The following is a 25,065-nucleotide window of genomic DNA, read 5'->3' on the forward strand; positions in this document are numbered from 1 at the left end:
AACGCCTGTTCTCGCCGATAGTTCGGCCGCAGCACCCTCTCAAAAGTCTTCGCGAACCCCTTGAAGAAGGGGTGCCGGACCTTTCCTTCGGCGGACTTCGCACGGTACTCGACCTCGGCGAGCTGCTTCGGCTCCACCCAGACGCCCTTGCGGCATGGTGCGGGACGTGCTGCTTGCGGAAATACCTACCGTGCTGCGTGCCGGACTCTATGCCGTAGCGGCGCTCGCCGCCGCGGGGGTCGTGGTGATCGGTCATTTGATGCTTTTGCCGATCACGCCGGTCGCCATCGTGGCGTTGGCCCTGTGCTTCGGGCTTCGCGTGCTGGCGATCCGCTTGGCAGCTTCCCGTCGCGAAATTCCCGGAGAAGCCCAATCCTAACGACTCCGACGGAAGGCGGTAGCCTCGACGGATGCTCCGTCACAACAACCGGCGAGGCCACGACGTGCCTGCTGGCGCTATTGCCCCGACTTCTCCGAACTGACGCGCCACACCGCGTTGCCGGTATCGTCGGCCACCACCAGTGCGCCTGTGCGGTCAAGCGCTACGCCCACGGGCCGCCCTCGCACCGTTCCGTTGTCGTCGCCGAGAAATCCGTTGACGACCGGCACAGGTTTGCCCTCCGGTCGCCCGTTCACCAGTGGCACGAAGATGACCTGATAACCGTTGACGGGGCTGCGGTCCCAACTGCCGTGCTCACCGACAAAGATGCCGTTGCTGAATTTGGGGGAGAGCTTCTCGCCTTGGCTGAACGCAAGGCCAAGCGCTGCAACATGCGAACTCAGTCCGTAGTCAGGCTTGACCGCTTTGGCCACCAAGTCGGGGCGCTGCGGATGAACTCTGATATCGACGTGCTGACCCCAGTAGCTGTAAGGCCAGCCATAGAAGGCGCCCTCCTGCACCATGGTGAGATAGTCCGGGACCAAGTCCGGGCCGATTTCGTCCCGCTCGTTCACGACCGCAAACAGCCGGCCGGTCTCGGGATCGATTGCGAGATTGGTCGGGTTGCGCGTGCCGGAGGCAAAAATGCGCTTGGCACCTGTCAGGCGGTCGACTTCGTAGATCGCGGCCCGGCCTTCTTCGACGTCGAGGCCGTTTTCGGTAATGTTGCTGTTGGATCCGACGCCGACATAGAGCTTGGATCCATCCGCGCTGGCGACCATCGATTTGGTCCAGTGATGGTCTATTGGTCCCGCCGGTAGGTCGGCAAGCTTGACACCTGGCTCCTTGATCTGAGTCTGCCCCAGCGCGTATTTGAACGCCATGATCGCGTCCGTGTTGGCGACGTAGAGGGTGCCGTCCACATAAGTTACGCCGTAAGGTGAGTGAAGGTGGTCGACTAAAATCGTTTGCTCCTCCGGCTTTCCGTCGCCGTCGGAATCGCGAAGCAGGGTGATGCGATTGCCGCCCTTTCCGGCAGTTCCGGCTCTTGCCTTCACTTTGCCTTGGATGAAGTCCTTGGGTCGGAAAGGCGTGGTGCCGGGGCTGTTACCTTCGACGACCAGGATATCACCGTTCGGCAGAGGGTAGACGATGCGGGGATGCAGCAGTCCAGTTGCCATCGCCTGAATTTTCAATCCACCGGAGACGGTCGGCGTCTCCCCCGGTTTCCAGCCCACCTCCTTGGGAACGCTCATGGGCGGCAACAGATAGTTCTGAGGCTCAGGGAGATAGGGGTCTGCCCCGTATTGTCGCATGGGATCACCGCCTTGATCGCAGGCGGTCAGCGTCACCAAGGCGCAAAGGGCAGGCAAGGCTTTGAACAACGCATGTGTCACGGCCTGTCTCCCACCGCGAAGGTACGAACTGCGGTTACCTTCCAACCACACACTGCGGCCGCAAGGAGCAAAATCGTCACGATCGCGGAGAGCGATATGCCCTGCGGCACGACCGAGGTCCAAGCATCGCGGCTATGGACGAAAACGTTCAGAAGAGAGAGAAGGGCGGCCGCCGCGACGAGCAAGAAGGAGATCCAATTGATGCGTCCTGCGCGCCCAGTCAATAAATCGACGATCAAGGCGATCGTGGCGATGAGAGCCAGAAGTAGACCGGCAGCAATCAGCCACGCTGACGCGTTAGCCCACTGCCAGTTGGAAGTGTCCCAGTACATGATGTCGGTGGCGAACCCGGCGATCAGCAGCGTTGCTCCGGCGCCGATGAAACTAGGGTGCAGCAGTGACCTCGGACGGGCTTCTAACGCCGATCTTGCCATGTGCGCTCCGAACTGGGTTGAGTGCCCGCGACGAGCGACGCGCCGCGCTCCTCGGAACAGGCGGACGCCACGCGGTCGAAGACCGCGTGGCAGATTGCTTGTCAGCGCAGAAGCATGATCAGGATGATCAGCGGGATCGGAATTCCGACGAGCCAAAGCAGAATGGGCATGGTTCTATCTCCTCAGTTTCTTGCCAGTGATGATTGAGCGGTAGCGTAGCGTTTCTTTCCCCATGTCCCGTCCCGAAGTCCGCCACCTTCCATGGCGGCGAGGGTCGCGGAAAATGCCCCGATGAACAGCGACAGCGTCAACCAGATGGCCGTTTGCATCGCGGCCTTGCGAGCGGCATCGAGGTCGGCTTTGGCTTGGGTCACGACGTCGTTCACGCGCTTCTCGGCATCGGCCTGGCTGAGGCCGGTGCGCGCGGCGACCACTTTAGAGATGTAGGCCTTGTCGTTCGCATTCACATCGCTTCCAGCCCGGAAGTCGGTGGTCAGCAAGCGCACCATCTCTGGACGCGGGTCTGACTGCCCCTGTGCCTGTGCGGAAGGATCGTTGGGACGCAGTAGCATGTCGACGTAACCCGCCATCGGCCCGGAGTTCGCGGCGCTTGCCGCGCCCTGGGTTGCGCCGCCGAGAGCGTTGCCGACAAGTGTGCTGGCCGGCGAGGCCAACAGCACCGCCCCGAGCACGGACGCGACCGCCCAAGCCAGGAAGCCATGGGCCGTGTCCCTGAACAGGACCTCGGTCGTGTGCACCCCGACCCACTTCGTCCGGAGACGCCCAGCGAGATAGCCGCCGATCGACGACGACAACATCGCCATCACGATGAAATAGAGACCAGTGCCGATCTTGAATGTCGTCGCCGACACTCCGGAATTGCCCCATGGCGACACGACCGCGAAGCCCATGCCCATGCCGAAGGACAGGAGAACGAGGGTGATGGCGAGCGAGGCCGCAGCGCCCGCCAATACTGCCGCCCAGGACACGCCGGCCGCCGACGGTTCGACGATTTCCTCTGCCGCCGTTCGTGCGAATCCTTCTGCCATGTAGCTTCCTCCTTGAGATCAATGCCCAAGAAATGCGCAGCTTGGCGGTAAGTTCCTCGGATGAAACTTGGGCGACCACGACCTGAGTCACCCCCTGCGGCGATCTCCATGCCCCGCGCATGTGGTCAAGCCCCGCCGTGTACGGGATGCTACTGACGCGAGCGCTGGAAGCTAATGCTACCGCAAAGTGATCTCAAGAGTCCTCATCCCCGCCCCGCATTGGCATCCATCGACCTTGTCCAGCCAGGGACGGTTTGGGTGGTTTTCGCACACCCGTCCCGAGCCACGGCAGATCCGGCATTTCGGATTTATCATCGATGACTTGCAGGCCAGTTGAGCGATGCGAAGCACGCCATCACAACGATCAAAAAAAGATCCCATCAGAACCGCGATATACGTGCACATACATCGAAAACGATGGCAACTCGCAGACGTTCCTCAAACGACGAAGCCCCCCAGGAGGGGCCTTCCGGCAGGATTACATCGCCCTCACCGTCGACGATCGCTTCGATACAACGAAGGTTAGAGGAGCGATCACGCTTTTCCTAGCAAATTACTCAATGATCTCTTTTCCAGCCCGCGACCACAATCGAGCAATGGGCACGCCTCTTACCGCAGGGTTCCCGCCTTCCAAGGTTGTCGGATTCAGCGAAGTTCAGGATGTGTCGGCTGAGGGTGTTTGCACCCGTCAGTCTCTGACCGCATCAAGAAGTTGGCGTGGGACGAAGGGTTTCTGCAGGAAGACCGTTCGCGGCGGCAGGCGATCGACCACAGTGCCCGACATCACGATGATGTTCAGCCAAGGGTGTCGCCCCCGCGCGTATTCGGCCAGGTCCGCTCCCGTCATGTTGCCGGCAAGGTTTTGATCGGTGACCAGCGCCCGCAACTCAGGTCCGGTCGAAGTCACGATGAGCTCCGCCGCTTCGGCCGTGGCGCACTCGACTACCTCGAAACCTTCGTCCCGGAGCAGGTCGGACATGATCTCCCGTTGCAGGGGGTCGTCTTCGACGAGCAGGGTGACGAAGTTGGACATCCGGGTCTCCTCACGCATGCGCGTCAATCCGGAAACGACGATTTGGTTCGAGGCAACCGCCTCGGCAGTTAAAGGTCCTCGCGCAGTCCCTTGAAGAACGGGTGCCGGACTTTCCCTTCCGCGGACTTCGCGCGGTACTCGATCTCGGCGAGCAATTTAGGCTCCACCCAGACGCCCTTGTGGGCGATCCGCTTGGCGTAGGGCTGGGTTTTTCGGACAAGCGGCTCCAGCCGCCGGCGGAGCTCCGCAGTGGACGCCTTATCAAAGCCGTGGTCGACCTTGCCTGCGTAGACCAGGTCGGCGCCCTTGCGCCGGCCGACGTAGAGGCCGTCCCACTTCGAGCCATCGAGGGCGAAGCCGGCGATGGTAAGCGTCTCCCGCTGGGTGCAGGTCTTCTTCACCCAGTTGTTGCCGCGGCCGCTGGCATAGGTGCTGTCGCGGACCTTCGAGACCACTCCCTCAAGTCCGAGCTTGCATGCGTGGGCGAACATATCGGCGCCCTCGATCTCGAAGCTTTCGCTGAACTGGACGTCGGTACCGCCGATGATCTTCTTGAGCTCCGCCTTACGCTGGTGGAGCGGAAGTTTCCGCAGGTCGCGGCCGTTCAGGTAGAGCAGGTCGAAGGCGACCAGGACGATGCGCTTCGAACTTCCCCTAAGCTCGTTCTGAAGCACGGAGAAGTCGGTGGTACCGTCCGCGGCCGGCACGACGATTTCGCCGTCGACGACCGCCGAGCTTGCCTTGATGCGCCAAGCGTCGTGAGCAACCTTCTTGAATCGGTTCGTCCAGTCGTGACCGCGTCGGGTGAAAACCCGGACCGCTTCGTTGTGGAGATGGACTTGCACCCGATAGCCGTCGAATTTGATTTCGTGAACCCACCGGGATCCGGCCGGCACCCTCTCGATCGACGATGCCAGGGCCGGCTCCACGAAATTTGGGAACGGCGCCTTGACGCCGATATCGGCAGGCTTCCTACGCAACGCCACGAACAAACTCCACGCGACAAACGTAATTCAAGGTGGCACGCGCGGAATCGTTCCGGAACCAGTGAATCCTTGTGACGTTGCTTCGGCATCGTTCAATGAAGGAGCCGACTATGGCAAAGGCAACGAAGAAGAAAACCACCCGAGGACGCAAGCAGGACCGGGCCCGCGTAGCCGGCGGGCAGAAGTACGAAGTCGGCTACGAAGCCAAGAAGACCGGCCGCTCGGCCTCCGCCGTCAAGAAGGCGGTCAAGAAGGTCGGCAATGGCCGCAAGAAGGTGGAGAAGCGCCTGGCTCGCTGACGTCTACTGAGCCCGCGTGCCGCTACCTCGCGGTCCGCGCGTGCTCAGATCCTGCAGGAGAAGCGGGTGAAGGCGGTAAGCGTCTGGAGGCGCGGCTCGACATCGCGCAGGTAGATCTCCGCCTTGAGGAACGCGAGTTCGTCGTCGACGGCGGACTCGCAGACATCGACGTACCATGACTTGGGGCGCCCATCCGCGCCGTCACTCCAGCGGTACCCGCGGCGTTTCAGCGAGTCCTTCAACTCGAACGGCGATTGCTCCGCCCAGATCCGTACCGTCTTCTGGCGTGCCGTATCAAGCAGTAGGGCGAGCGACGGCGATCCGGTCGTTGGCAGGACGAAGTCCAGGATCTCGAGCAGCGCATGGCAGTCGTCGACGGCCCTGTGCGCCTGGTGGAAGAGACCCGCCCCGTTGAGCAGGTATCCGAGCTGGCTACCCGCGAAACCGTGCGCTCGCCAATCGACCTCGGTCATGCTGCAGCCCCAGGCCATCCGCTCGAAGATCGGCCAGTATCTCTCGGCAAACTTCCTGTCGAAGCCGGCGTTGTGCGCGATTGCGATCACTACGCCGTCGACGAAGGCCGCGACGGCGGCCTCTTCTAGCTTGTGGCCGGCTACCATTTCGTCGGTGATGCCCGTGATCGCGACTACTTCGGGCGGGATCGGACTCGAGGGCTCGTTGAAGGCGGAGAAGATGTCGCGGACGCCGACGATGCGGCCGTCAGCCAAGTAGTCGAACTTGACCATACCGAGTTCGATAATTTCGTCCTTGCGGTGATCGAGGCCGGTCGTTTCGGTGTCGAGCAGGACGCCGGTCTTGACCTCCTGCCCGTTGGCCGGGGTGTACGTCGGTCTCGCGACCAGGCGCCGCAGCACGCGGTAGTCCGCCGACCGGCTTAGTGCGTCGGCCATCGCGGCCAAGTCCGCCGGGTCCGGAAATTGCTCGTCTCTGAGGGGCTGGGTCAGCGCGTCCATTGGTTCACAATACCGGCCGAAACCTCCAAGAGGTACCTGGAAAACAAGCGATTCACGACGTTTTCGGACGTACTCGGGCGCGCTGCGGGCGGCTGGCCGATTTTCCTGTTGACCGGCTCGGCGCATGTCGGAACCGCTAGGCCCCGTTCGTCTTGAGTCCGGGTACCCTATTTGGAGTTCCGCGTTCATGGCCCCCCGCGCCAATTGGAAAGGCTTCCTTCGCCTGTCGCTCGTCACCTGCCCGGTGGCGCTGTACCCGGCGACCTCGGAGAGCGAAAAGATCTCCTTCAACCAGCTGAACCGGGCGACCGGCCACCGCATCAAGTACCTGAAGGTTGACGCCGACACCGGCGACGAGGTCCCCAACGAGGACATCGTGAAGGGCTACAAGGTCGACACCGACACCTTCATCGAGGTCACCAAGGAAGAGCTCGAGAACGTCGCCCTTGAATCGACCCGGACCATCGAGATTGACGAGTTCGTCAACCGCAGCGAGATCGATCCGCGGTACCTGATCCGCCCCTACTACCTGCGTCCGGACGGCAAGGTCGGGCACGATGCCTTCGCTGTGATCCGCGAGACGATCCGGGAGATGGACAAGGTCGCGATCGGGCGGGTGGTGCTGACCAACCGCGAGCACATCATCGCGCTGGAGCCGCTCGACAAGGGCCTGATGGGGACGCTGCTGCGATACCCCTACGAAGTGCGCGATCCGAAGGAATACTTCGACGAGATCGACGACGTCAAGGTAACGAAGGACATGCTTGACCTGGCCCGGCACATCGTCGAGCAGAAGGCCGGCAACTTCGAACCCGACAAGTTCGAGGACCAGTACGAAACCGCCCTGGTCGAGCTCATTAACCAGAAGCGGGCCGGCAAGCCAATCACCCCGAAGGAGCGTCCGCGCGGCGAGAACGTGGTCGACCTGATGGACGCGCTGCGCAAGAGCGTCGGCGGTGCCGCGGCGGACACCAGGGCCCAGAAGAAGCCGGCCAAGAAGTTGAAGAGGGCGGCGGCCGGCCAGAAGGAAATGCTAATGCCGATCGCCGGCAAGAAGCCCGCGAAGGAAGCGGCTGCGAAGAAGACGGCCACAGGGGCTCGGCGAAAGTCGGCGTGAAGTATCCGGTGACACCGGACGGCCGCTACTTCGTCGTTCGCGGCCGGCTTTGGCGGATGGCCAACCCGGGCCTTGAAGAGGCGGAGCGATCGAAGCTGACGAAGCGGCTGATGGTGGCCAGGCGCGCGGTACGGGATGCGAAGGCGGACGGGGATGCGGAGGCCGAAGCGGCGGCCCATCGTGCCGTGGACGAGGCCAAGAGAGCGCTCGGCGAGCGAGGCCCGGTCTGGTGGGACGATGGTTCTCCCGACCTCAACCGCCACATGGCGAAGAACACGATCTACGTCGACTGGTATGCGAAGACAGGGCGGTCCCGCCCCGGAGGATCCTGAATGCCAAAAGCCGCCATCTTCGACGTCGACGGGACTCTTCTAGACTCGGTCGATCTCCACGCTCTCGCCTGGCACGAAGCCATGGTGAAGTTCGGTCACGACGTCAGCTTCGAGCAAGTGAGGAGCCAGATCGGCAAGGGTGGCGACAAGCTGATTCCGCATTTCCTCGAGGTCGACGCGCAGCGCGACCACGGTAGCGAGCTGGAGGAATGGCGCGGCAAGCGCTTCAAGAGCGAATATCTGCCGCTGGTGCGTCCCTTCTCCGCGGTCCCGGACTTGCTTCGGCGCGTCCACGATGCCGGCCTCCGCATCGCCGTCGCGTCCTCAGCAAAGAAGGATGAGCTCGATATGTACCTCGATATCGCCGGCATCGCCGACCTGGTCGACGTCACGACCAGCTCGGACGACGTGAAGGAATCGAAGCCGGCCCCCGACATTTTCGAGGTCGCTCTGGGCAAGCTCGGGATCGGAGGCGGAGATGCCGTCGCGATCGGCGACACCCCCTACGATGCCGAGGCGGCGGGCAAGGCCGGCATCCGGACGATCGGCGTGCTCTGCGGCGGGTTTACCGAAGCATCGCTTCGGCAGGCCGGTTGCGCCGAAGTCCGCCCCGGGCCGGCAACATTGCTGGCCTGCTTCGCGGGTTCGCTCCTCGCAAAGTAGACGCCCCATGGCGCGAAAGCTGAAGACCTACCAGACCTCGCTCGGGTTCTACGATCTCGCGATCGCGGCGCCGTCCATGAAGGCCGCGCTGGAAGCGTGGGGCGCTGGCAGCAATCTCTTCCACCAAGGCTTCGCCAAGGAGACAGACGATCCGGACGTCGTCGCCGCGACCATGGCGAAGCCCGGCGTGGTGCTGAAGCGCCCGGCCGGTTCGAGCGGAAAGTTTGCCGAGCATTCCGAATTGCCCGATCTGGGCGACGAGGCAAGTGGCCCGAAGAAGAAGGCTCGTCGTCCGGAACCGAAGCGGCGGGCGGCGCCGAAGGTCAACGACGGGGATGCAAAAAAGGCCGCCGCGGAGTTCGAGCGCGAACAGAAGCTTCGCGATGCCGAGCGCCGCAAGGAGGAGGCGGTCCGGGAAAAGGAGCGGGCTAAGCGGGAGAAAGCGATCGCGAAAGCGCAGGGAGCCCTGGACGCCGCGCAGCGGGAGCATGAAGAACGATCCGAGGCGCTCGACGCCGAGCGGCGCCAACTGGAGAAGCGGGTCGGGGGCGAAGACGCGCGCTGGGAAGGCGAGAGAGAAAAGCTGAAGGATGCGCTACGCCGTGCCCGCGAATAGGCCATGCTTCGCTGAACCCCTAACTGTTTATCCTGCAACTCGGAGGCACGCTTTCCTACGCAGCCCCGCCTCTGCGCGCGTTTGACTGCGCCGGCGGATCGCACGTGAAAGCGGCACCGCATCTGTCCTTCCACGTCCTGCGCCGTGAACGTCTATGCGGAACGACCTTCGGTGACCTTCCTTATGGCCGACACGATCTCGTCCGGATGGTAGGGCTTCTGCAGCAGGACGCTCCCCGGTACGGGCCGAGGCTGGACTGGCGAAAATCCCGTCGCGTAGATCACCGGAAGGTCGGGATCGTGATCTCGGCAACGCTCGGCGATTTGCCATCCATCGATCCCTCCCGGCAGCTTGACGTCAGTCACGAGCACGTCCGCTACCTTCCGCTTGCACCACTGCAACGCCTCCTCTCCATTACTTGCGTGAATCACGTCGAAGCCTTCCTCCCGTAACGCTTCGACCACGAATTCGCGGATCAGGACGTCATCCTCAACGACCAGTATTCGCACTGCAGTTCCTCGACGTTCGTGCTCCAGATGAAGTTCAAAATCGCACAGACCATCGGCAGTTCCGTTCCTTGATCGGAGAGCCTCGCCGGCGGAGATCGCCCCGCATTCGAGGCGTCGCGCCTCCGCGATCTGCGTCGGCGGCGCTGTAATCGGCCTCGACCGCGCTTCTTTCAATTGGGCGATATCTGATGGCGCGGGTCCATTCCAAACCAGCCAAGGATTGGCTTCGTTGAAACCGAATCGGGAAAAATAGGAACACCTTGCCTGTAAACCTGTTGTGCCCGGCCACCACTGGAGGACGATATGAATAGGAAGTTTTTTCTGCTGCTAACCACTGCATCTCTTCTGGCCGGTCCATCGTTCGCGCAAAATCCGCCGGCGACCGATCGCCCGAACAACGGCGCAGTCAACAGTTCCGGCCAAAACAATTCCGAAAAGCCGGTTTCAGGCGCCAACAGCTTCACCGAGGGCCAAGCCAAATCCAAGATCGAGCAGGCTGGCTATGCCGACATCACATCGCTGAAGAAGGATGACAACGGCGTATGGCGCGGCAAGGCCAGCAAGGGCGGCGCTTCGATGGACGTCAGCCTGGACTTCCAGGGCAACGTGAACGCCTCCAAGTAATCAAGCCGTAGCAGCCAACGAAGAAAGGTTTCGATATGACGGTTACGATTTCTCGTCTCTACGACAACTACTCCGATGCGCAGCGTGCGGTGACGAACCTGGAGGCGGCAGGCCTGCCGCATTCGGATCTGAGCATCGTCGCCAACAACTCGGACAACTGGTACAGCACCGATAAGAAGGTCGATCGCGACCGCGACGGGGTCGACGATCGGGCCGAAGGTGCTGCTAAGGGTGCGGGCGTCGGCGCGGGACTTGGCGGCGCCGCCGGGCTGCTCGCAGGTCTTGGCCTGCTGGCCATTCCGGGCTTGGGCCCGGTCGTCGCGGCCGGATGGCTCGCAAGCACAGCCTTGGGGGCCGTCGCCGGCGGCGCCACGGGTGGCGTTGTGGGGGCGCTGACGCAGGCGGGCGTCTCGGACGAGGAGGCTCCGCTCTACGCAGAAGGCGTGAGGCGCGGCGGCACGATGGTTTCGGCCCGCGTTCCGGATGCCGATCGTGCGCGGTACGAAGCGATCCTCGATCAGTCCGCCGTCAATCTGCGCGACCGTAGCGCGGCCTGGCAGAAGGCCGGATGGAAAAGCTACGATCCCTCGGCCCAGCCGTACGGTGCGGACGAGGTCCGGAAAGAGCGGCAACTCTACGGCACGAACGTGCGTTGAATCAGTCGGCGGTCCGCTTAGGCGGGCCGCCGTTTCCTTCTGTCGTCGCACTTCTCGCGTCGGCGACCATAAAAGGATGGCGAGATGAGCAGACCGGAAGCGGTGGCCAAGTGGGCGATGACGGCTTCCGTAGCCCTCGCACTTTGCCCATCTGCTGCGCCGGCGCAGCCCGTGAGATGGACGACGTTCACCCTCCCGGCGACCGGCACTTCCGTCGACTTTCCCGCCTCGATCTTCACCGAGGAAGCCGGCAAGCCCGACGGCCAAGGCCAGCGTTTCACGACGTCCGACGGCCGTGCCGACCTCACGATTCAGTCTGCGCCAAATACCTCCGATGACTCACCGGCGGTCTTTCTCGCAAAGAAGCATCCGCCCTCGCGCATCCAGTACAAGCGCGTGACGTCGCGTTTCTTCGCGGTGTCGAGCTACAAGGGCGACAAGGTCTTCTACGACCGCTGCAACTTTTCGAACCGGATGGTCCATTGCGTGCTCATCAATTATCCCGCCAAAGAAGAGCACGATTGGGACGGCATCGTCACGCGCATCAGCCTCTCTCTCCGCGGCGGTTGACCCCTTAACCGTCCCAAGTCTTTGGCCGAAAAATTTTTCGGCGGCCCCTTGAAACTTTCCCCGAAATTCGTAATTTTTTCGGCGTCGCCATGCAGCGATCGGGATGCCGTCAGGGTCCCGCAACTTGAGACGGGCACCGGTCGTGTCCGGTGCCGCCCAACCATTTTGCTCCTTGGAGGATCTGGCTATGCGCACTGTAGATTTTTCGCCCCTGTTCCGGTCGGCCATCGGCTTCGACCGCCTTTTCGACCTGGCGGAAGCCGCCCAGCGCGTGGGCGAGGAAAGCTATCCCCCCTACAACATCGAACGCCTCGACGAGAACCGTTTCCAGATCTCAGTCGCGCTCGCCGGCTTCACTCCGGACGAGGTCGCGCTGACGGTCGAGCAGAACGTCCTCACGCTGGAGAGCCGCAAAAGCGACAAGGAAGAGCGGACCTTCCTGCATCGGGGTATCTCGGCCCGCAACTTCAAGCGCCAGTTCACCCTAGCCGACCACGTCGAGGTCAAGGGCGCCACCTTCGAGAACGGCCTGCTCGTCATCGACCTGCAGCGGGAGATTCCCGAGGCCAAGAAGCCGCGCCGCATCGCCATCGGCGGGGCAACCCCAAGCAACGTCACGCAGATCGAATCCAGGGCGGCCTGACCGGACACAGCTGCCAAGGATTGGATCGCCGGCCGCGCGGACACTCCGCGCCGCTTCCCTCAACTCGTCTTCGAATGGAGCAAGCCATGCGGCCGACGACCGCTTTCGACGACAAGATCATCGATCTCGACGCCGTCCTGCATCCCGGTACGGTATTCGAACATCCGCGAGACGTGGTCTCGCATCCCGCCCTCAGCCTATCCGAGAAGCGCGCCATCCTGGCGTCTTGGGCCTCTGACGCATCCGCCATCGCGTCCTGCCCTTCGCTGCGGGCGCCGGAGGGGCTGAAGGCGCCGGTGACGATCGACGAGATCCTGGAGGCGCTTTGCGCGCTGGACGGTGGTCCTCGCAATCCTCCGGGTGGCAAGCCGATGCGAATGCGCTCCGTCGAGCGAGCCGCCGCCTAAAAAAATCGACGATTGCAGGCACCGAAATCGGCGTGCACCGCCGCATCCTCGGTGCCTTGCTATCAGCGGCTCGACGGGCGAACGGGACCGGCTATCAGGCGATAGGTCGGCACCCACCCGGAATTCCAGGTCTCCATGGTGTCGCCGCACACCGAACACTCGAAGCTGTTCACTTCCCGGACTGCGGCCATCCCCTCGGTCCTGCGATAGACCGCTCCGCATTTGCAGTGCCTGTGCTGGTCGGACATGTGGTCAGCCTATGCTTTCCGGCCTGCCTTGTGATGACGTCGCTCGCAACTCGCTACGCGCGGGGCAGATCGATCTTGAACGTCGTGCCGCTTCCTTCCTCGGATTCAACGGTGATGTCCCCGCCGTGCGCCTCCACGATCAGCTTCGCGATGTATAGGCCCAATCCGAGATGCGAGTGTTCGTCCATGTCCTGGACGTTGCCGCGCATCCAACTCTGAAAAATGGTCTTCTGGCTTTTCGCGGGGATCGGATCCCCGAAATTGTGGACGCTCACGCGCAGCACGTCGGGATCGTCGCCGAAAATGGCCACCGTCACCGGACCGGATCCGTCGCTGTACTGGATCGCGTTGCCCATCAGGTTCGAAATGACCTGTCCCATTCGCGCCGCATCGAACATGCCGGTCGGATCGCCGTCGTGCGTGACCGTGAGAGGTTGCGCTTCGTGTATCGTTCGCATTTCTTCGGCGAGTGACCGACACAGCGCCGCCAGATCAGCCGGCGCTTTCTTGATGGGGATTTCAGTTCCGAAAGACGAACGCGTCAGATCGAAAAGATCGTCGAGAATGCGGGCAGCCCGGTCCGTCGTCCGGACTAGTTCCGAGACCATTTTCACGTGGTGAGGATCGGAGGACGTCTTCGTTCTCTCCATCCACTGCGCGGCCATGGAGGCGGCGCCGATCGGGTTCCGGAGATCATGGCCGAGAATCCCCAGAAACAGGTTCCTCGAGTTGGTGATGGTCTTCGTATAGTGCGCCACCGACTCCGTGACGGCCTGATCGATCGCTTCGTTGAACCGGGTCAGGTCCTCCAGATCGGTGCTGGCGAGGGTCTTGTTGTGCGCCACCCACTGTTTGACGACGCTGGCTCGCAAGGCGCGATATTCCGCGACCATCTGATCGATGTCGAAGCCGTCGGCCAGACGCAAAGCCGCATGGATTTCGGCGGCGCTGTTGCGTAGCGCTCCATCGCCGCTCTCGATGCCGTGCGATTTATCTACCTGCTCGGAGGATGTCTGAGGAGATTCCAGATCCGCGGCCACGAACCCCAGAATATCGACGATATGGTCCTTGAGGGCGAGCTTCGACATTCCGTCGCTCGCCGGCGTGCGCGTCTTCGCGAACGCGATCCATTCTTCGATGATGGCGGGCTGGTTCTGCCGAATGAAATCGGCCAAACGCTCATGTCGATCTTCGTTGCTCGAAGCGTTCACGCGGGGGTCGCCTTGATGTTTGAGTTTCCGCCCACTCTAGCCAACTACCCGGTCTTGCGGCAGTCCCCATGGGAACGAAACTTCCTTAAGTCGTCGCGCCCGTGAGGCGGTAGACGTCACCGGCTCTAAGGTTGAGCCGGCGGAACGTCTGCCACTGCTCGTCCGTCAACTCTTGTGCGGCCAACTCGGCTGTCCATCCCTCCGGCACGGCAGCCAGCACCAGGGTCAAGGCTTGGGAAGGTTTTGCCAAGGCGAGCCAGAGTTGTGGCGACGCACCGTCCGTCAAGGGATCGTCCGGCGTCACTTCCACGATGGTAAACGAATTTCCGAAAGACTCGGCCATGCAGAATAACCTCGCCCGGAGCCGCCGGTTTCAATGCGGCCCCTGCCGCGGGGCCAGGCAGGGTCGCGGCCGACGATGCTCACCAACGTTTCGCAGACGCCGGCAGGAGGCCGAACTACTAACGGGAGAAAGCGGCGACGGAACCTACACCGGTGGATTCAGGTTCGCGGCGGCGGAACGGTTTCTCATCGCGGTCGTTGGCTGTCTGATCCCCAGCCCAGAGGGTCTGACGGTCACCCGGCAACAGCCCGATGATTGTGAAAGTTCGGCTCGTCGGGGAGATCCATGGATATTCGGAAAAGAAACAACGTGCACGTCACCGGTCAAGGTGATCGGCCGATGGTCTTCGCCCATGGATTCGGCTGCGACCAGAATATGTGGCGGTTCGTGGCGCCCCAGTTCGAAAGAGACTTCAAAGTCGTGCTTTTCGACCAGGTCGGCGCCGGGGGTTCGGACCTGTCGGCCTACGACAAGACCAAGTATTCGACCTTGCACGGCTACGCCGACGACCTGGTCGAGATCGGACGGGATCTGGGTCTGAAAGACGCGGTTTTCGTCGGTCATTCGGTCAGCGCCATGATCGGGCTTCTCGCCAGTTTGAAGGCTCCGGAGCTTTTCGGGCGGATGGTCTTGGTGGGCCCGTCCCCCAGATACATCGACGATGGCGAATACGTCGGTGGCTTCACCGAAAAGCAGATAGCGGAGCTGCTCGAGTTCCTGGAAGACAATCACATGGGCTGGTCCGCCGCCATGGCGCCTTCCATCATGGGCAACGCCGACCGGCCCGAACTCGGCGAGGAATTGACGAACAGTTTCTGCCGCACCGACCCGGAAATCGCAAAGGCATTCGCGCGCGTGACCTTCACCTCCGATAACAGGAAGGACCTCTCGAAGGTTACGATCCCGACCCTCATTCTCCAGTGCAGCGAGGACATCATCGCGTCGGAAGCGGTAGGCGAATTCGTCAGGAGCCAGATCCCGGGAAGCGAGATCGTCTTTCTCAGAGCCACCGGACACTGTCCGAACCTGAGCGCGCCGGCGGAGGTCGTCTCGGCCATCAGGGCCTATGTCTGAATTCCGCCCCCACGACGAGTACAAGGATCTGTTCGAAAACGCCCCGTGCGGCTATCTCACGATGGGGCCTGACGGGCGCGTCTCGAAAGTCAATTCGACCCTGACCACGTGGACGGGTCTTGGAGCCGACGTTTTCATCGGGCGGCGGCTCCACCAATTCCTCAACATGGCGGGTCGGATCTACTACGAAACGCACATCGCGCCGCTGCTGCGGATGCAGGGATTCTTCAACGAGTTCGCTCTGGATTTCGAGACCGTGGCCGGCGATCGGTTGCCGGTGATCGCGAACGCCGTCGAACGCCGCGATGCCGATGGTGGGTTGTTGTTTACCGCGGTCGCGGTCATCAAGGCCACCGATCGCAGGCGGTACGAACGCGAATTGGTGGAATCGAGGTCGCAGCTGCAGAAGGGTCTCGCCACCGAGCGCGAGACCGCCGAACTGCGCGAGCAGTTCATCGCCGTGCTCGGGCATGACCTGCGCAACCCGCTCGCGGCTATCAGCGCCGGTGCACGGATCCTGCAGCGCTCGGGCGCGCTGCAGGAGCACAAGCACCTCCGCGTTCTCGACATGATCAACACCACCGTCACTCGGATGTCGGACTTGATCGACGACGTGCTGGATTTCGCGCGTGGACGTCTCGGCAGCGGTATCGTGCTGAATCGCGACGCGACACAGCCGTTGGAGCCGATCCTCGAGCAGGTCGTCGACGAACTGCGCACTTCATCCCCGGACCGCATCATCGAGACGAGCTTCGCCATCACGGTGCCGGTGGATTGCGACCGCGCGCGCGTGGGGCAGCTCCTGTCCAATCTGGTCGGCAACGCGCTCACCCATGGAGCGCGCGATCGGCCCGTTCGCGTGGGAGCGGACACCGAAGACGGGGAATTGAAGCTGTGGGTGGCCAATGCCGGCGAGCCCATTGCCGCGGCTGCGATGGAACGGCTGTTCGAACCGTTCTTTCGCGGCGACGTCCGCGATAGCCGACAGGGTCTTGGACTAGGGCTGCACATCGCCTCGCAGATCGCGCAGGCCCACGGCGGGCGGATCGATGTGACGTCCACGCCCGAAGAGACGCGGTTCGTCTTCAGGATGCCACTGTCGCGGGTTGCGCCATGACGAAACGGCGTCAAAACCCACGACGGCCAACGCGTGCAGAACGCCCCCTCGTTCGATCGCTTGTCGGAAACGGAGGTCCGTTTTGACGCATCGTCAAAGTCCCGCGATCCTGATCGTCGAGGACGAATTCCTGATTCGGGAAGACGCCGCCGAGAGCATTGCGGAGGCCGGCTTCGAAGTCATCCAGGCGGGCAACGCCGACGAGGCCATTGCCGTCCTCGAGGCCCGCTCCGATATCCACGTCGTCTTTACCGATATTCAGATGCCTGGTTCGATGGACGGCTTGAAGCTCGCCCGCTTCGTTCGGGACCGTTGGCCGCCGATTAAGATCCTGGCCACTTCCGGCTTCGTGAAGGTTGGTCCCGGCGATCTGCCCGCCGGGGGCATGTTCCTGCCAAAGCCCTATCGGGGCGCCGATATGGTCGCGACGCTGCGCAAGCTGACCGGCTTCGGCTGATTTCCTAATACCGCAGCTGACGGCCGGCGCCTCCGGCAATTCGGTACCGAACCTTTTCGGCGGACGGCGGCATCTCCCGCGGGCATCCACGTCCGGTCCAGACGTCGGCGCCAACTCACTTCGAGCCAGGCATGACAGCTGCCTGGCCGAAATCGCCACGCTTCACGGAATGCGGCAGCGCCGTCCCTTATGGGGAACCTAGCCTCGATTTCGGGCTTTTTCCCACATCCGCGGCGACCCTCAGGACTCGCGGTTGCCGCCATTTGCGCCTGAAAACCATGAGTGGAGTCCGACACCTTGACCGACAAACGCCCTGCCACCGGCCTCGGCGCTCCAGAAAACACAACGGCGCCGGTATCATCCCCCGACTATCAAGCCGTGTTCGACGCGTCGCCTACGCCCCTGCTGGTGATCGCCCCACCGGACTGGACCATCGTGGCGGCGAACGAGGCGAGGCTCAAGGCGACGGACACGACGCGCGAGCAAAACCTGGGGCGGAAGCTTTTCGACGTGTTTCCGGACGATCCCGACCAGCCCGAGGCGGACGGCGTCCGCAACCTCACGCGATCGCTGCAACGCGTGCTTGCCACCAAGAAGACCGACGTGATGCCGGTGCAGCGCTATGCCTTGAGCGACGCCGCCGGCGTTTTCGTCGAGAGATGGTGGAATCCGATCAACACTCCTGTTTTCGGTGCTGATGGGGAGGTGGCTCTCGTCATCCACAGGGTCGAGGAAGTGACCGATCTGGTTCGCTTGCAGGGCGAGATGGCCGCCAATGACAGGGTGGCCCAACAACAGCAGGCCATCATCGATCAGCTTCGGAACACCGAAGCCGCGCTGCGGGCAAGCGAAACGCAGCTTCGCTCGTTGAACGCCGAACTCGAGCTTCAGGTTCTCGAGCGTTCGCACGTGCGCGGCCAAACATGGCGGCTCAGTCCGGAACTGCTGGGCGTAGCGGACCTCAATGGCGTTTTCACAAGCACGAATCCGGCCTGGAGCCGGACGCTCGGGTGGAGTGAGGAAGAGATCGGGCAACTCCCTTTCTTGGAGCTGGTCCACCCGGACGATCGCGAGGCGACGGCTTCCGCTCTGGAGACCTTAAGGCAGGGCGATGCTGTGCTTCGCATGGAGAACCGCTGCAGGACAAAGACGGGGGGATACCGCTGGATTTCGTGGATCGCCGTTCCCGAAGGCGATCAGATTTACTGCAGTGGCCGAGACGTGTCGGCATCTAAGGAACAACAGGCCGAACTTGCCGAGGCGCAGGAGGTGCTGCGCCAAAGCCAGAAGCTCGACGCCATGGGCCAATTGACTGGCGGAGTGGCGCACGACTTCAACAACCTGCTGACCCCGATCATCGGCGGCCTCGATATGCTGGTACGGCGGGAGGTGGGTAGCGACAGGGAGCGCCGTCTGATCCAAGGAGCGCTGCAGTCGGCGGAGCGGGCGAAGACCTTGGTTCAGCGCCTGCTGGCGTTTGCGCGGCGACAGCCTCTCCAGCCCACGGCCATCGACGTGAGGCGTCTTGTGAACGGCATGGCGGGCCTCATCGCCAGTACGTCGGGCCCGCGCATCGCGTTGCGGCTGGCGCTGTCGGATGATCTTCCGCCCGCCCTTGCCGATCTGAACCAACTTGAGATGGCGCTGCTCAACTTGGCCGTCAACGCGCGGGACGCCATGCCCGAAGGCGGGACCTTGACCATTTCGGCGGCCCGCGAGTCGGTGCGTCCAGGTCACCGCTCGAAGCTGCGTCAGGGCCACTACGTGCGGCTCTCCGTCGAGGATACCGGAAGCGGCATGGACGAGGCGACGCTTGCGCGCGCCATCGAACCGTTCTTTTCGACGAAGGGCATCGGAAAAGGCACGGGCCTCGGGCTTTCCATGGTGCACGGACTTGCGCTGCAACTCGATGGCGCGCTCACGATCACAAGTCGATTGGGCGAGGGGACGGTCGTGGACCTCTGGTTTCCCATCAGCTCCGTCATGGCCGGCGAGCAAGCCGGGTCTGTCCGCGGAGCCGCCGGTCGGGCAGGGTTGGGGACGGCGATGTTGGTCGACGACGAGGAGATGGTCCGCTTGAGTACGGCGGATATGCTGATGGATCTTGGCTACGACGTGGTTGAAGCATCCTCCGGCGAGGAGGCCCTCCGACTGATCGATGACGGACTTCGGCCGGATCTCGTCGTGACCGATCATCTCATGCCCGGCATGACGGGTGTCGAATTGGCCAGAGCTTTGCGCGCTCGCCGACCAAGCCTTCCATTGCTGATCATATCCGGTTACGCCGAGGAGGACGGGATGGACCCATCGTTTGCCCGATTGACGAAGCCATTTCGAAATTCGGAACTGACCGCAAGGCTCGCAGAGATGCCGGACTTTCTCGCGAGCAACGAGGGTAAGTAGCTTGCGGCTCCTTGAACGTGATCAGTTGAGCGTCACCAACCGGCCGCGGAGCGGGACGCGGTGGCGGAAGTCCGCGATGTCCTGGATTCGATCGGCGACACGTGCCCGGAGTGTCCCGACGGGGATTGCTGAAACCGCACCGGTCGCGATATCCGGTTACGCATGGATCAGACGTTCATCCTGACAGCCGAGTTGGTCGTCGATCGTCTGTTCCGTATCGTCAAACCCAAGCTGTTGACCATTCCCTGGTTTGCTAGGCTCTGGAGAGCGGTTTTGTCCATACGAACCTGGGCTGCTGCTCGTTCCGTCGCTTGCGCGAGAGAACGGGTTGACCCCCCTTCGTCAATGCAGGTCGATCTCGACGGCGATCCGGACGAGGTCCGAATGGTTTTTGGCGCCGAGCTTGGTCTTGAGCGTCGAGGTCGTGTTAGCGACGGTCTTGTAGGAGACGCCAAGTTCGGATGCCACTTCGGTGATCCGGTCGCCCCGGCCCAGGAGCCTCAGGATCTCGAGTTCGCGTGCGCTCATCTGCGTCAAGGGACTGGCCTTGACCGCCGCGCCGGCGAAGGTCGTGGCTTCGGCCAATCTGGGCGAGACGAAGCGTTCGCCCGCTGCGACCTTCCTGATCGCCTTCGCAAGGAGCCGCGGATCGTCACTTTTGGAGACATACCCCTGGACGCCCAATTCGACGGCGCGCACCACGAATGCCGGATCGTCGCTCACGCTCAGGATGACGATCTTGGCGGCCGGATCGTCCTTGCGGATGCGCCGCGTCAGCTCGAAGCCGGTGAGATCGGGAAGCTTTACGTCCACGACCGTGACGTCGGGATGGCTCTGCAGGTAGGCGCGGTGGCCCGCCTTCGCATCGGAAGCCTCCAGGATCTCGACCGAGGGATCCGACGTGAACAAGGCCCGGCAGCCCGTCACGACAACCGGATGGTCGTCGACAATCAGTATCCGCATGTCGATCTCGTCCTCTTTCACGCCGTTGCCTCCTCAGTTGTGGAGAACGTCGCGGGCGCAGTATTGGTTTCCAAATAGCCGAGCGGGATCGTCGACCGGATCGAGGAGCACGAAGTGCGCAAGTTATGGAATGGTCTTTCCTTCCGGCAGAGGTTGTTGCTGCCGATCGCTCTGATGATCCTGAGCGCGCTGGTGTCCGGATCGGTCGCGCTTCTCGTCTTCTCTCCCGATCAATTCGAGTACGAAAATGAACAGGAGTCCGGGGCCGCTCGCGCCGTGGCGAGAGCCCTCAATTTAGCTCTGGAAGCCTCGCGCAATCCGGAGCAGACGCTCGACGCCTTCAGCAACGGGCTCGGGAATGTTGAGGCGATCAGATTTGTTCCCGTGGGGATAAGTGAGCCGATGCCGCCGTTGCGCGGCAAGGGTAGCGGCGTGCCCGCCTGGTTCGTCTCCAACCTCACGATCCCCGACCTGGCGAAGAGCTATCCAGTCAACGTCGGCCCTGCACACGCTGGCGACATCGCCTTTGTTCCGGACCTCTCCGCCGACATCTGGGAAAAGTGGGTGGGCTTCGTCGCCATCCTGTCGACGGGCTCGTTGCCGATGCTCCTGGCCGCGTTCGGCGCGCACCTGATCGCCGGCAGGGCCATCGTTCCGATGGAGCGTCTGGGTGCTGGCTTGGTCCAGATGCGCGAGGGGGACTACGACACGGTCATCCCGCTGGTCGGCCCTCCTGAAATCCGGAGATTCTGCCAGGAGGCGAATCGCCTTGCCTTGACCTTGAAAGACCTCAGCCGGGACAACCGTGACCTGCTGCGCCGGCTCGTCTCGCTGCAGGACGACGAACGCCGTCGCATGGCGCGCGAAATTCACGACGAGATGGGCCCGCTTCTGTTTGCCATCCGGGCCAACGCCGCCGCGATTTCTGACGACGCGGGAGGCCTCGGCAGGCCCGTACAGGGCATCGTCGACGCGGCAGAAGCCCTGCAGCAGGCCAACAAGCGGATTCTCCAGGGATTGAGCCCCCTCTATCTCGCAGAACTCGGGCTCCGCGAAAGTCTAGAGGCACTGTTGCGCGACGTCGGACAGCAGGCTCCCGGCCTCCGTATCCGCTCGCGGATCGATGATCGTCTTGACGCTCTCGACGATCTGCTGTCGCAGACGGTGTACCGCGTCGTTCAGGAAGGCGTCACCAACGTGCTCCGCCATGCCGACGCTTCCACGATGGATGTCGCGGCGAGAATCGAGGGCAATAGCGTGCTGATCGAAATCGCGGATGATGGGCGCAGTACGCCAGATATCAAATTCGGTCGCGGACTGACCGGCATGTCCGAACGCGTGCGCGCTCTCCATGGCAACCTCCAGTTCGCGCGCGAAGACGAGCAAACCATCGTGCGCTGCAGCCTTCCGATCTCTTACGACGCGGACGTGCGCGGGACCTAAACGGGAGCAGAACCGGCGGTTCATCGACCATTCAAGTCGTGCGGCCTAATCAGACCCTGCCACCGGGGACAACTGAAAGGTGGACCATGTCGGGAACTGACTTCGATCCCATCGCAATCGTGATCGATTGGTTGGACGCATGCCGCGAGCGCCGTCTCGAGGACTTGCTTGCGCTGTATGCATATCAGGCGACGCTCGATTGCTGCACTGGAGAACGATTCGTCGGGCGGCCCGGTCTATGTCGTTACTGGGCGGCCAAGCTGCGCGGCGCAACGTCGACTTCATTCGTGCTCGACGAAGTCTATCCGGAGCAGGACTGCATTCGGCTCGACTATCGCGATTACGACGGTGCCGTTGTGAGCACGAAATTCTGGTTCGATGCTGCCGGCGGCATCGTCAGGACGCTCTGCACTCCGATAGTACAGGACGGCCCAAACTCCCAGGCGGCTTGACCATCGAACAGTGGCGCGTCGGGAAAAAGCGGCAAAAATCTATCGTTGCTCAGGAACTTCGGTGGCGGGGTCAAGGTTCTCGCTGCGTCGCATCAAGCGGCAAGGAGAACATGATGAAGAAATTGCTGCTGATTACCGCCGCCGCTGCGCTGCTCTCGAGCGGCGCTATGGCACAGTCCACCGTCGTCACGACCACGGGCACCGGACACACCGCTGCGGTTCAGATCGAGCCCGAGTATCGCACCAAGATCCGCTCCTACGTCACGGAGCATAAGATCAGGCCGATCGAGAGCCGCGAGAAGATCGTCGTCGGCGCGCCGGTCCCACGCGAAGTCGAACTCGAGGCGGTTCCCGCCGAGTGGGGTCCTTCGTTGACCAAGTACCGCTACGTCTACTCGGGCGAGCGCGTGATGCTCGTCGATCCGTCGACCCGGACGGTGGTCCAAGAGGTCGAATAGTTTCGCCGCGGCGGGCCCTGAAACGGGCCCGCCATCCGCCGACAAGCCAAACTGCGAGCGGCGGTCCATGCCGATCATAAGATATTTCGTTTTCGTCGGCAGTGTGCTCGTCGCCCTGCTTTTTGCGATCGACCGGTACCTGCCGATGCCGCCCGAGACCGGGCATGCTTCCGATCCGGACAAGACCATCATCCGGATCCACTCGGCGCGTAGCCTTCCGGAGAAGATAGTATTCGACACGCGGACACGCACCGCTGCGCCGGCGTTGGCGAACGTAGACCCCATTCCGGAAGCGGTGGAACATGCCTCGGGCGATGTCCTGTCCGCGATGGCTGCAGCACCGTCCCCGTCCGCCACGAAAAGCGAGGCACCGGTCCGCAAGCGTGCCGAGAATCGTCTTCGCAAAAAGACCGCAGCCAAGCCTTCGATGATGACGCCGGACCGACGGATGGCCTCGGAGCGGCGCGAATTCCTTGCAGGTAGCTGGTGGTGACCTGCAGCGCCTGCAAACGGACGGGCCGCGTCCGTCCGGAGCGCGGCCCGAACGTCGTCGTGATTCACCAATGATGATGCCAGCGGTGCCGTACAACCGGGTATCCGCCCCCGTAGTAGGCGTACGCCGGCCTGACGACCCGACGGTACCGGTAGCCGTAGGACACCGGTGCCGAGTAGTAGGTCCTGGTGGCATAGCCTCCCCACCGATAGGGCGCATCGTATCCATCGTCGTAGGCGTAGGGCCCGCCGTAATACCCGGCGCCGTAGTAGCCTGGGCGGCCGTAGTAGCCGTAGCCCGGGCCCCAGCCGTACGCCGAAGAGGCGACGCCGCCGATCACCGCACCCGCGATCAGTCCGCCTGCGATGCCCGGACCCCACCCGCCCCGCCAATGGGCTTCGGCGGGCGATGTCGTTGCGACCGAGCCGACGCCCAGAGCGCCGACCATAGCCGCCACCATTGCAATCTTCTTCATCGAGCTTCTCCTTTCCTAACTGCCCGGATAACAACGGGAAAAAGCGGCAATGGTTGCCGTCCTCAGAAGAAGAGCTTTCACGTCGGGATGATCCTCGGCGGGAAGTTTGCCGGGAGAGATGAACAGGACGTAGACTTTGACGGATAAGCGGGGCCGTCCAACTCGATGTGACGCGTGGCGAGGAGCCGGGACGTGAACTTCCAGGTGACCGTGCTGAAGATCCTGGTGAGCTACCCCGGTGGCTTCGCGACCATGGCCGATCTCAAGCGCGATATGGCGATCCTTGCGACCAGCGGCCGGGACTGGGCCGACCGCACCAAGCGCCTGGCGGCGCGCGTTCCCGAACTGGACATCTTCTCGCAAGCTTTGATCGAGAGACTCGACGGCGGCTGGCGAATTACCGGGAAGGGACGAGCCGTCCTCGCCCTCATGGAAGCCAGGCCTTCCGAAGCGGAGCCTTTCCATGGGGCAAGTGCACTTGAAGAGCCTCCAGCGGGCACCGGGCCCCGCCTTCCGCCCTCCGTACGTCTCGGTCGAACCAATCGACTTCAGCGTCGCCGCGCCGCCCGGGCGCGAGCCCGCGCCAATGCTTCCTGACGAGCTGGGCGAGGCTTCGGCCGGGACGCAGACAGCAGAACGGCCCGTCCGATGCCGGACGGGCCGTTCGAGCGAGGGTATCGCTCGCTCAGTGCATGTGAACCAACCAATAGCCTGCACCGCCGACGACGATGACGGCAGGCACAGCCCACAACAGCAATACGGGCATGATGTCCTCCTTTGGTTGTCCAAATGAGTGTCCGTGGGCCGCTCGGGCCCGCGGGGCTTACTGCTCGGTGCAGACCTTTGTGGTCTTCATGCCGCTCTCGGCTTCGGTCTTGGTCTTGTAGGTGCCGTTGTCGACGATGGTGGTGGTCGTCGAGGTGGGCTTGGTGTCCACGACCGTACACTTCTTGGTGGTGGCATCGCGAACCACGTAGAACTCGGCGGCGCTGGCCGCCTGGGTGCCGAGAGCGAAGGCGGCGAGAGCGCCGCAGACGATCAGTTTTTTCATGTCCATTCCTCCAATGATTTTAAGCTACTTCGCAGTAGTAATCGCCAACCGAAATCGCGGCGGAAAGTTCCGGTTTTTCCCGATTGTGGATTCGCGTCAAAAATCCGAATTCTGACCACTTCCTCTTCGCCGGCGCAGCATTTTGGCTCTAAGCGTCGTGCTGATTGCCGAAACATCCCGAGTTGGAAC

The 25,065-nt window shown here is 62.7% G+C and carries 33 protein-coding genes and 1 pseudogene; 20 read left to right on the top strand and 14 right to left on the bottom strand.

The genetic code is table 11. The features are described 5' to 3' along the window. Positions 1-56 precede the first annotated feature (56 nt). Positions 57-179: pseudogene (locus AB7290_RS40755) on the bottom strand (DNA ligase); the annotation flags it as partial. Between AB7290_RS40755 and AB7290_RS40760 the strand changes: the two are divergent. Next, the gene (locus AB7290_RS40760) at positions 155-379 is read left to right on the top strand and encodes a hypothetical protein (protein ID WP_354122511.1); all 225 of its coding nucleotides are present in this window, start codon (positions 155-157) and stop codon (positions 377-379) included. The pseudogene AB7290_RS40755 and the gene AB7290_RS40760 sit on opposite strands and share 25 nt — an antisense overlap. A gap of 77 nt (positions 380-456) precedes the next feature. On the opposite strand, the gene AB7290_RS40765 is transcribed toward AB7290_RS40760, so the two are convergent. The 5 genes from AB7290_RS40765 to ligD all read right to left on the bottom strand — a co-directional run bounded on the left by AB7290_RS40765 (position 457) and on the right by ligD (position 5,278). Next, positions 457-1,776 (bottom strand): PQQ-dependent sugar dehydrogenase, encoded by a 1,320-nt coding sequence (locus tag AB7290_RS40765; RefSeq protein WP_441254411.1) that lies wholly within the window; start codon positions 1,774-1,776, stop codon positions 457-459. Then, complete coding sequence (locus AB7290_RS40770; RefSeq protein ID WP_354102136.1) at positions 1,773-2,210, bottom strand: DUF2231 domain-containing protein; 438 nt, start codon at positions 2,208-2,210, stop codon at positions 1,773-1,775. The genes AB7290_RS40765 and AB7290_RS40770 overlap by 4 nt, the downstream gene beginning before the upstream one ends. A gap of 182 nt (positions 2,211-2,392) precedes the next feature. Beyond that, the gene (locus tag AB7290_RS40775) at positions 2,393-3,259 is read right to left on the bottom strand and encodes a hypothetical protein (RefSeq protein ID WP_354102135.1); all 867 of its coding nucleotides are present in this window, start codon (positions 3,257-3,259) and stop codon (positions 2,393-2,395) included. 688 nt (positions 3,260-3,947) lie between these two features. Next, the gene (locus AB7290_RS40780; RefSeq protein WP_354102134.1) at positions 3,948-4,292 is read right to left on the bottom strand and encodes a response regulator; all 345 of its coding nucleotides are present in this window, start codon (positions 4,290-4,292) and stop codon (positions 3,948-3,950) included. 68 nt (positions 4,293-4,360) lie between these two features. Then, the gene (gene ligD, locus AB7290_RS40785; RefSeq protein WP_354102168.1) at positions 4,361-5,278 is read right to left on the bottom strand and encodes a non-homologous end-joining DNA ligase; all 918 of its coding nucleotides are present in this window, start codon (positions 5,276-5,278) and stop codon (positions 4,361-4,363) included. A gap of 110 nt (positions 5,279-5,388) precedes the next feature. Here ligD and AB7290_RS40790 point away from each other — a divergent pair, with 110 nt between their 5' ends. Then, positions 5,389-5,577 carry a DUF3606 domain-containing protein gene (locus AB7290_RS40790; protein ID WP_354102133.1) on the top strand — a complete coding sequence of 63 codons (189 nt, stop codon included), beginning with the start codon at positions 5,389-5,391 and terminating at the stop codon, positions 5,575-5,577. 44 nt (positions 5,578-5,621) lie between these two features. Here AB7290_RS40790 and AB7290_RS40795 read toward each other — a convergent pair whose 3' ends face one another. After that, on the bottom strand, positions 5,622-6,551 hold the full coding sequence (locus tag AB7290_RS40795) for a 3'-5' exonuclease (protein ID WP_354102132.1): 930 nt from the start codon (positions 6,549-6,551) through the stop codon (positions 5,622-5,624). 187 nt (positions 6,552-6,738) lie between these two features. Between AB7290_RS40795 and ku the strand changes: the two genes are divergently transcribed. The 4 genes from ku to AB7290_RS40815 are packed head-to-tail and all read left to right on the top strand — an operon-like array spanning position 6,739 to position 9,279. Further along, a complete protein-coding gene (gene ku / locus AB7290_RS40800; RefSeq protein ID WP_354102131.1) occupies positions 6,739-7,668 on the top strand; it encodes a non-homologous end joining protein Ku in 930 nt (309 codons plus the stop codon). Then, positions 7,665-8,000, top strand: a complete 336-nt coding sequence (locus tag AB7290_RS40805) for a hypothetical protein (RefSeq protein ID WP_354102130.1) — start codon at positions 7,665-7,667, stop codon at positions 7,998-8,000. The genes ku and AB7290_RS40805 overlap by 4 nt, the downstream gene beginning before the upstream one ends. Beyond that, complete coding sequence (locus AB7290_RS40810) at positions 8,001-8,663, top strand: HAD family hydrolase (RefSeq protein WP_354102129.1); 663 nt, start codon at positions 8,001-8,003, stop codon at positions 8,661-8,663. It abuts the gene before it with no gap. Between the two features lie 7 nt (positions 8,664-8,670). Then, positions 8,671-9,279, top strand: coding sequence for a cell envelope biogenesis protein TolA (locus tag AB7290_RS40815; RefSeq protein ID WP_354102128.1), 609 nt, complete (start codon positions 8,671-8,673; stop codon positions 9,277-9,279). A 152-nt stretch (positions 9,280-9,431) separates the two neighbouring features. On the opposite strand, the gene AB7290_RS40820 is transcribed toward AB7290_RS40815, so the two are convergent. Next, the gene (locus AB7290_RS40820; protein WP_354102127.1) at positions 9,432-9,962 is read right to left on the bottom strand and encodes a response regulator transcription factor; all 531 of its coding nucleotides are present in this window, start codon (positions 9,960-9,962) and stop codon (positions 9,432-9,434) included. Between the two features lie 129 nt (positions 9,963-10,091). Here AB7290_RS40820 and AB7290_RS40825 point away from each other — a divergent pair, with 129 nt between their 5' ends. From AB7290_RS40825 to AB7290_RS40845, 5 genes are all read left to right on the top strand, one after another. Then, the gene (locus AB7290_RS40825) at positions 10,092-10,412 is read left to right on the top strand and encodes a hypothetical protein (RefSeq protein WP_354102126.1); all 321 of its coding nucleotides are present in this window, start codon (positions 10,092-10,094) and stop codon (positions 10,410-10,412) included. Positions 10,413-10,447: 35 nt separating this feature from the next. Then, positions 10,448-11,068, top strand: a complete 621-nt coding sequence (locus tag AB7290_RS40830) for a hypothetical protein (RefSeq protein ID WP_354102125.1) — start codon at positions 10,448-10,450, stop codon at positions 11,066-11,068. 117 nt (positions 11,069-11,185) lie between these two features. Beyond that, on the top strand, positions 11,186-11,638 hold the full coding sequence (locus tag AB7290_RS40835; RefSeq protein WP_354102167.1) for a hypothetical protein: 453 nt from the start codon (positions 11,186-11,188) through the stop codon (positions 11,636-11,638). A 187-nt stretch (positions 11,639-11,825) separates the two neighbouring features. Next, positions 11,826-12,281: an Hsp20 family protein gene (locus AB7290_RS40840; protein ID WP_354102166.1), complete on the top strand. Its 456-nt coding sequence runs from the start codon at positions 11,826-11,828 to the stop codon at positions 12,279-12,281. A gap of 86 nt (positions 12,282-12,367) precedes the next feature. Continuing rightward, positions 12,368-12,688 (top strand): hypothetical protein, encoded by a 321-nt coding sequence (locus AB7290_RS40845; RefSeq protein ID WP_354102124.1) that lies wholly within the window; start codon positions 12,368-12,370, stop codon positions 12,686-12,688. Between the two features lie 62 nt (positions 12,689-12,750). Here the strand turns inward: AB7290_RS40845 and AB7290_RS40850 are convergent, their stop codons facing one another. The 3 genes from AB7290_RS40850 to AB7290_RS40860 form a co-directional block, all read right to left on the bottom strand. Further along, positions 12,751-12,879, bottom strand: a complete 129-nt coding sequence (locus tag AB7290_RS40850) for a hypothetical protein (RefSeq protein WP_441254416.1) — start codon at positions 12,877-12,879, stop codon at positions 12,751-12,753. Positions 12,880-12,989: 110 nt separating this feature from the next. Continuing rightward, positions 12,990-14,147 carry an ATP-binding protein gene (locus AB7290_RS40855; protein ID WP_441254418.1) on the bottom strand — a complete coding sequence of 386 codons (1,158 nt, stop codon included), beginning with the start codon at positions 14,145-14,147 and terminating at the stop codon, positions 12,990-12,992. Positions 14,148-14,232: 85 nt separating this feature from the next. Continuing rightward, a complete protein-coding gene (locus tag AB7290_RS40860; protein WP_354102121.1) occupies positions 14,233-14,490 on the bottom strand; it encodes a hypothetical protein in 258 nt (85 codons plus the stop codon). Between the two features lie 285 nt (positions 14,491-14,775). Between AB7290_RS40860 and AB7290_RS40865 the strand changes: the two genes are divergently transcribed. From AB7290_RS40865 to AB7290_RS40880, 4 genes are all read left to right on the top strand, one after another. Continuing rightward, a complete protein-coding gene (locus AB7290_RS40865; RefSeq protein ID WP_441254420.1) occupies positions 14,776-15,564 on the top strand; it encodes an alpha/beta fold hydrolase in 789 nt (262 codons plus the stop codon). Continuing rightward, positions 15,557-16,681, top strand: a complete 1,125-nt coding sequence (locus tag AB7290_RS40870) for a PAS domain-containing sensor histidine kinase (RefSeq protein ID WP_354102119.1) — start codon at positions 15,557-15,559, stop codon at positions 16,679-16,681. Before AB7290_RS40865 ends, AB7290_RS40870 begins: the two co-directional genes overlap by 8 nt. Before the next feature lie 82 nt (positions 16,682-16,763). Next, complete coding sequence (locus AB7290_RS40875) at positions 16,764-17,138, top strand: response regulator (protein WP_354102118.1); 375 nt, start codon at positions 16,764-16,766, stop codon at positions 17,136-17,138. 297 nt (positions 17,139-17,435) lie between these two features. Next, positions 17,436-19,541, top strand: coding sequence for a PAS domain-containing protein (locus AB7290_RS40880; protein ID WP_441254421.1), 2,106 nt, complete (start codon positions 17,436-17,438; stop codon positions 19,539-19,541). Between the two features lie 342 nt (positions 19,542-19,883). On the opposite strand, the gene AB7290_RS40885 is transcribed toward AB7290_RS40880, so the two are convergent. Next, positions 19,884-20,504, bottom strand: a complete 621-nt coding sequence (locus tag AB7290_RS40885) for a response regulator transcription factor (protein WP_354102165.1) — start codon at positions 20,502-20,504, stop codon at positions 19,884-19,886. 114 nt (positions 20,505-20,618) lie between these two features. Between AB7290_RS40885 and AB7290_RS40890 the strand changes: the two genes are divergently transcribed. The 4 genes from AB7290_RS40890 (at position 20,619) to AB7290_RS40905 (ending at position 23,350) form a co-directional block, all read left to right on the top strand. After that, positions 20,619-21,947: a histidine kinase gene (locus tag AB7290_RS40890; protein ID WP_354102115.1), complete on the top strand. Its 1,329-nt coding sequence runs from the start codon at positions 20,619-20,621 to the stop codon at positions 21,945-21,947. A gap of 86 nt (positions 21,948-22,033) precedes the next feature. Continuing rightward, positions 22,034-22,399 carry a hypothetical protein gene (locus AB7290_RS40895; RefSeq protein WP_354102114.1) on the top strand — a complete coding sequence of 122 codons (366 nt, stop codon included), beginning with the start codon at positions 22,034-22,036 and terminating at the stop codon, positions 22,397-22,399. A gap of 113 nt (positions 22,400-22,512) precedes the next feature. Continuing rightward, positions 22,513-22,857: a DUF1236 domain-containing protein gene (locus AB7290_RS40900; RefSeq protein ID WP_354102113.1), complete on the top strand. Its 345-nt coding sequence runs from the start codon at positions 22,513-22,515 to the stop codon at positions 22,855-22,857. Between the two features lie 67 nt (positions 22,858-22,924). Then, on the top strand, positions 22,925-23,350 hold the full coding sequence (locus AB7290_RS40905) for a hypothetical protein (protein ID WP_354102112.1): 426 nt from the start codon (positions 22,925-22,927) through the stop codon (positions 23,348-23,350). Positions 23,351-23,414: 64 nt separating this feature from the next. Here the strand turns inward: AB7290_RS40905 and AB7290_RS40910 are convergent, their stop codons facing one another. Continuing rightward, positions 23,415-23,825, bottom strand: coding sequence for a hypothetical protein (locus tag AB7290_RS40910; protein ID WP_354102111.1), 411 nt, complete (start codon positions 23,823-23,825; stop codon positions 23,415-23,417). 192 nt (positions 23,826-24,017) lie between these two features. Between AB7290_RS40910 and AB7290_RS40915 the strand changes: the two genes are divergently transcribed. Continuing rightward, on the top strand, positions 24,018-24,422 hold the full coding sequence (locus tag AB7290_RS40915; protein ID WP_354102110.1) for a hypothetical protein: 405 nt from the start codon (positions 24,018-24,020) through the stop codon (positions 24,420-24,422). Positions 24,423-24,648: 226 nt separating this feature from the next. Here the strand turns inward: AB7290_RS40915 and AB7290_RS40920 are convergent, their stop codons facing one another. Beyond that, positions 24,649-24,876, bottom strand: coding sequence for a hypothetical protein (locus AB7290_RS40920; protein WP_354102109.1), 228 nt, complete (start codon positions 24,874-24,876; stop codon positions 24,649-24,651). Positions 24,877-25,065: the final 189 nt, after the last annotated feature.

It is taken from the genome of Bradyrhizobium sp. 613_E4_N2_2, assembly GCF_052075995.1.
In the GTDB taxonomy this organism is placed as follows: domain Bacteria; phylum Pseudomonadota; class Alphaproteobacteria; order Rhizobiales; family Xanthobacteraceae; genus Bradyrhizobium; species Bradyrhizobium barranii.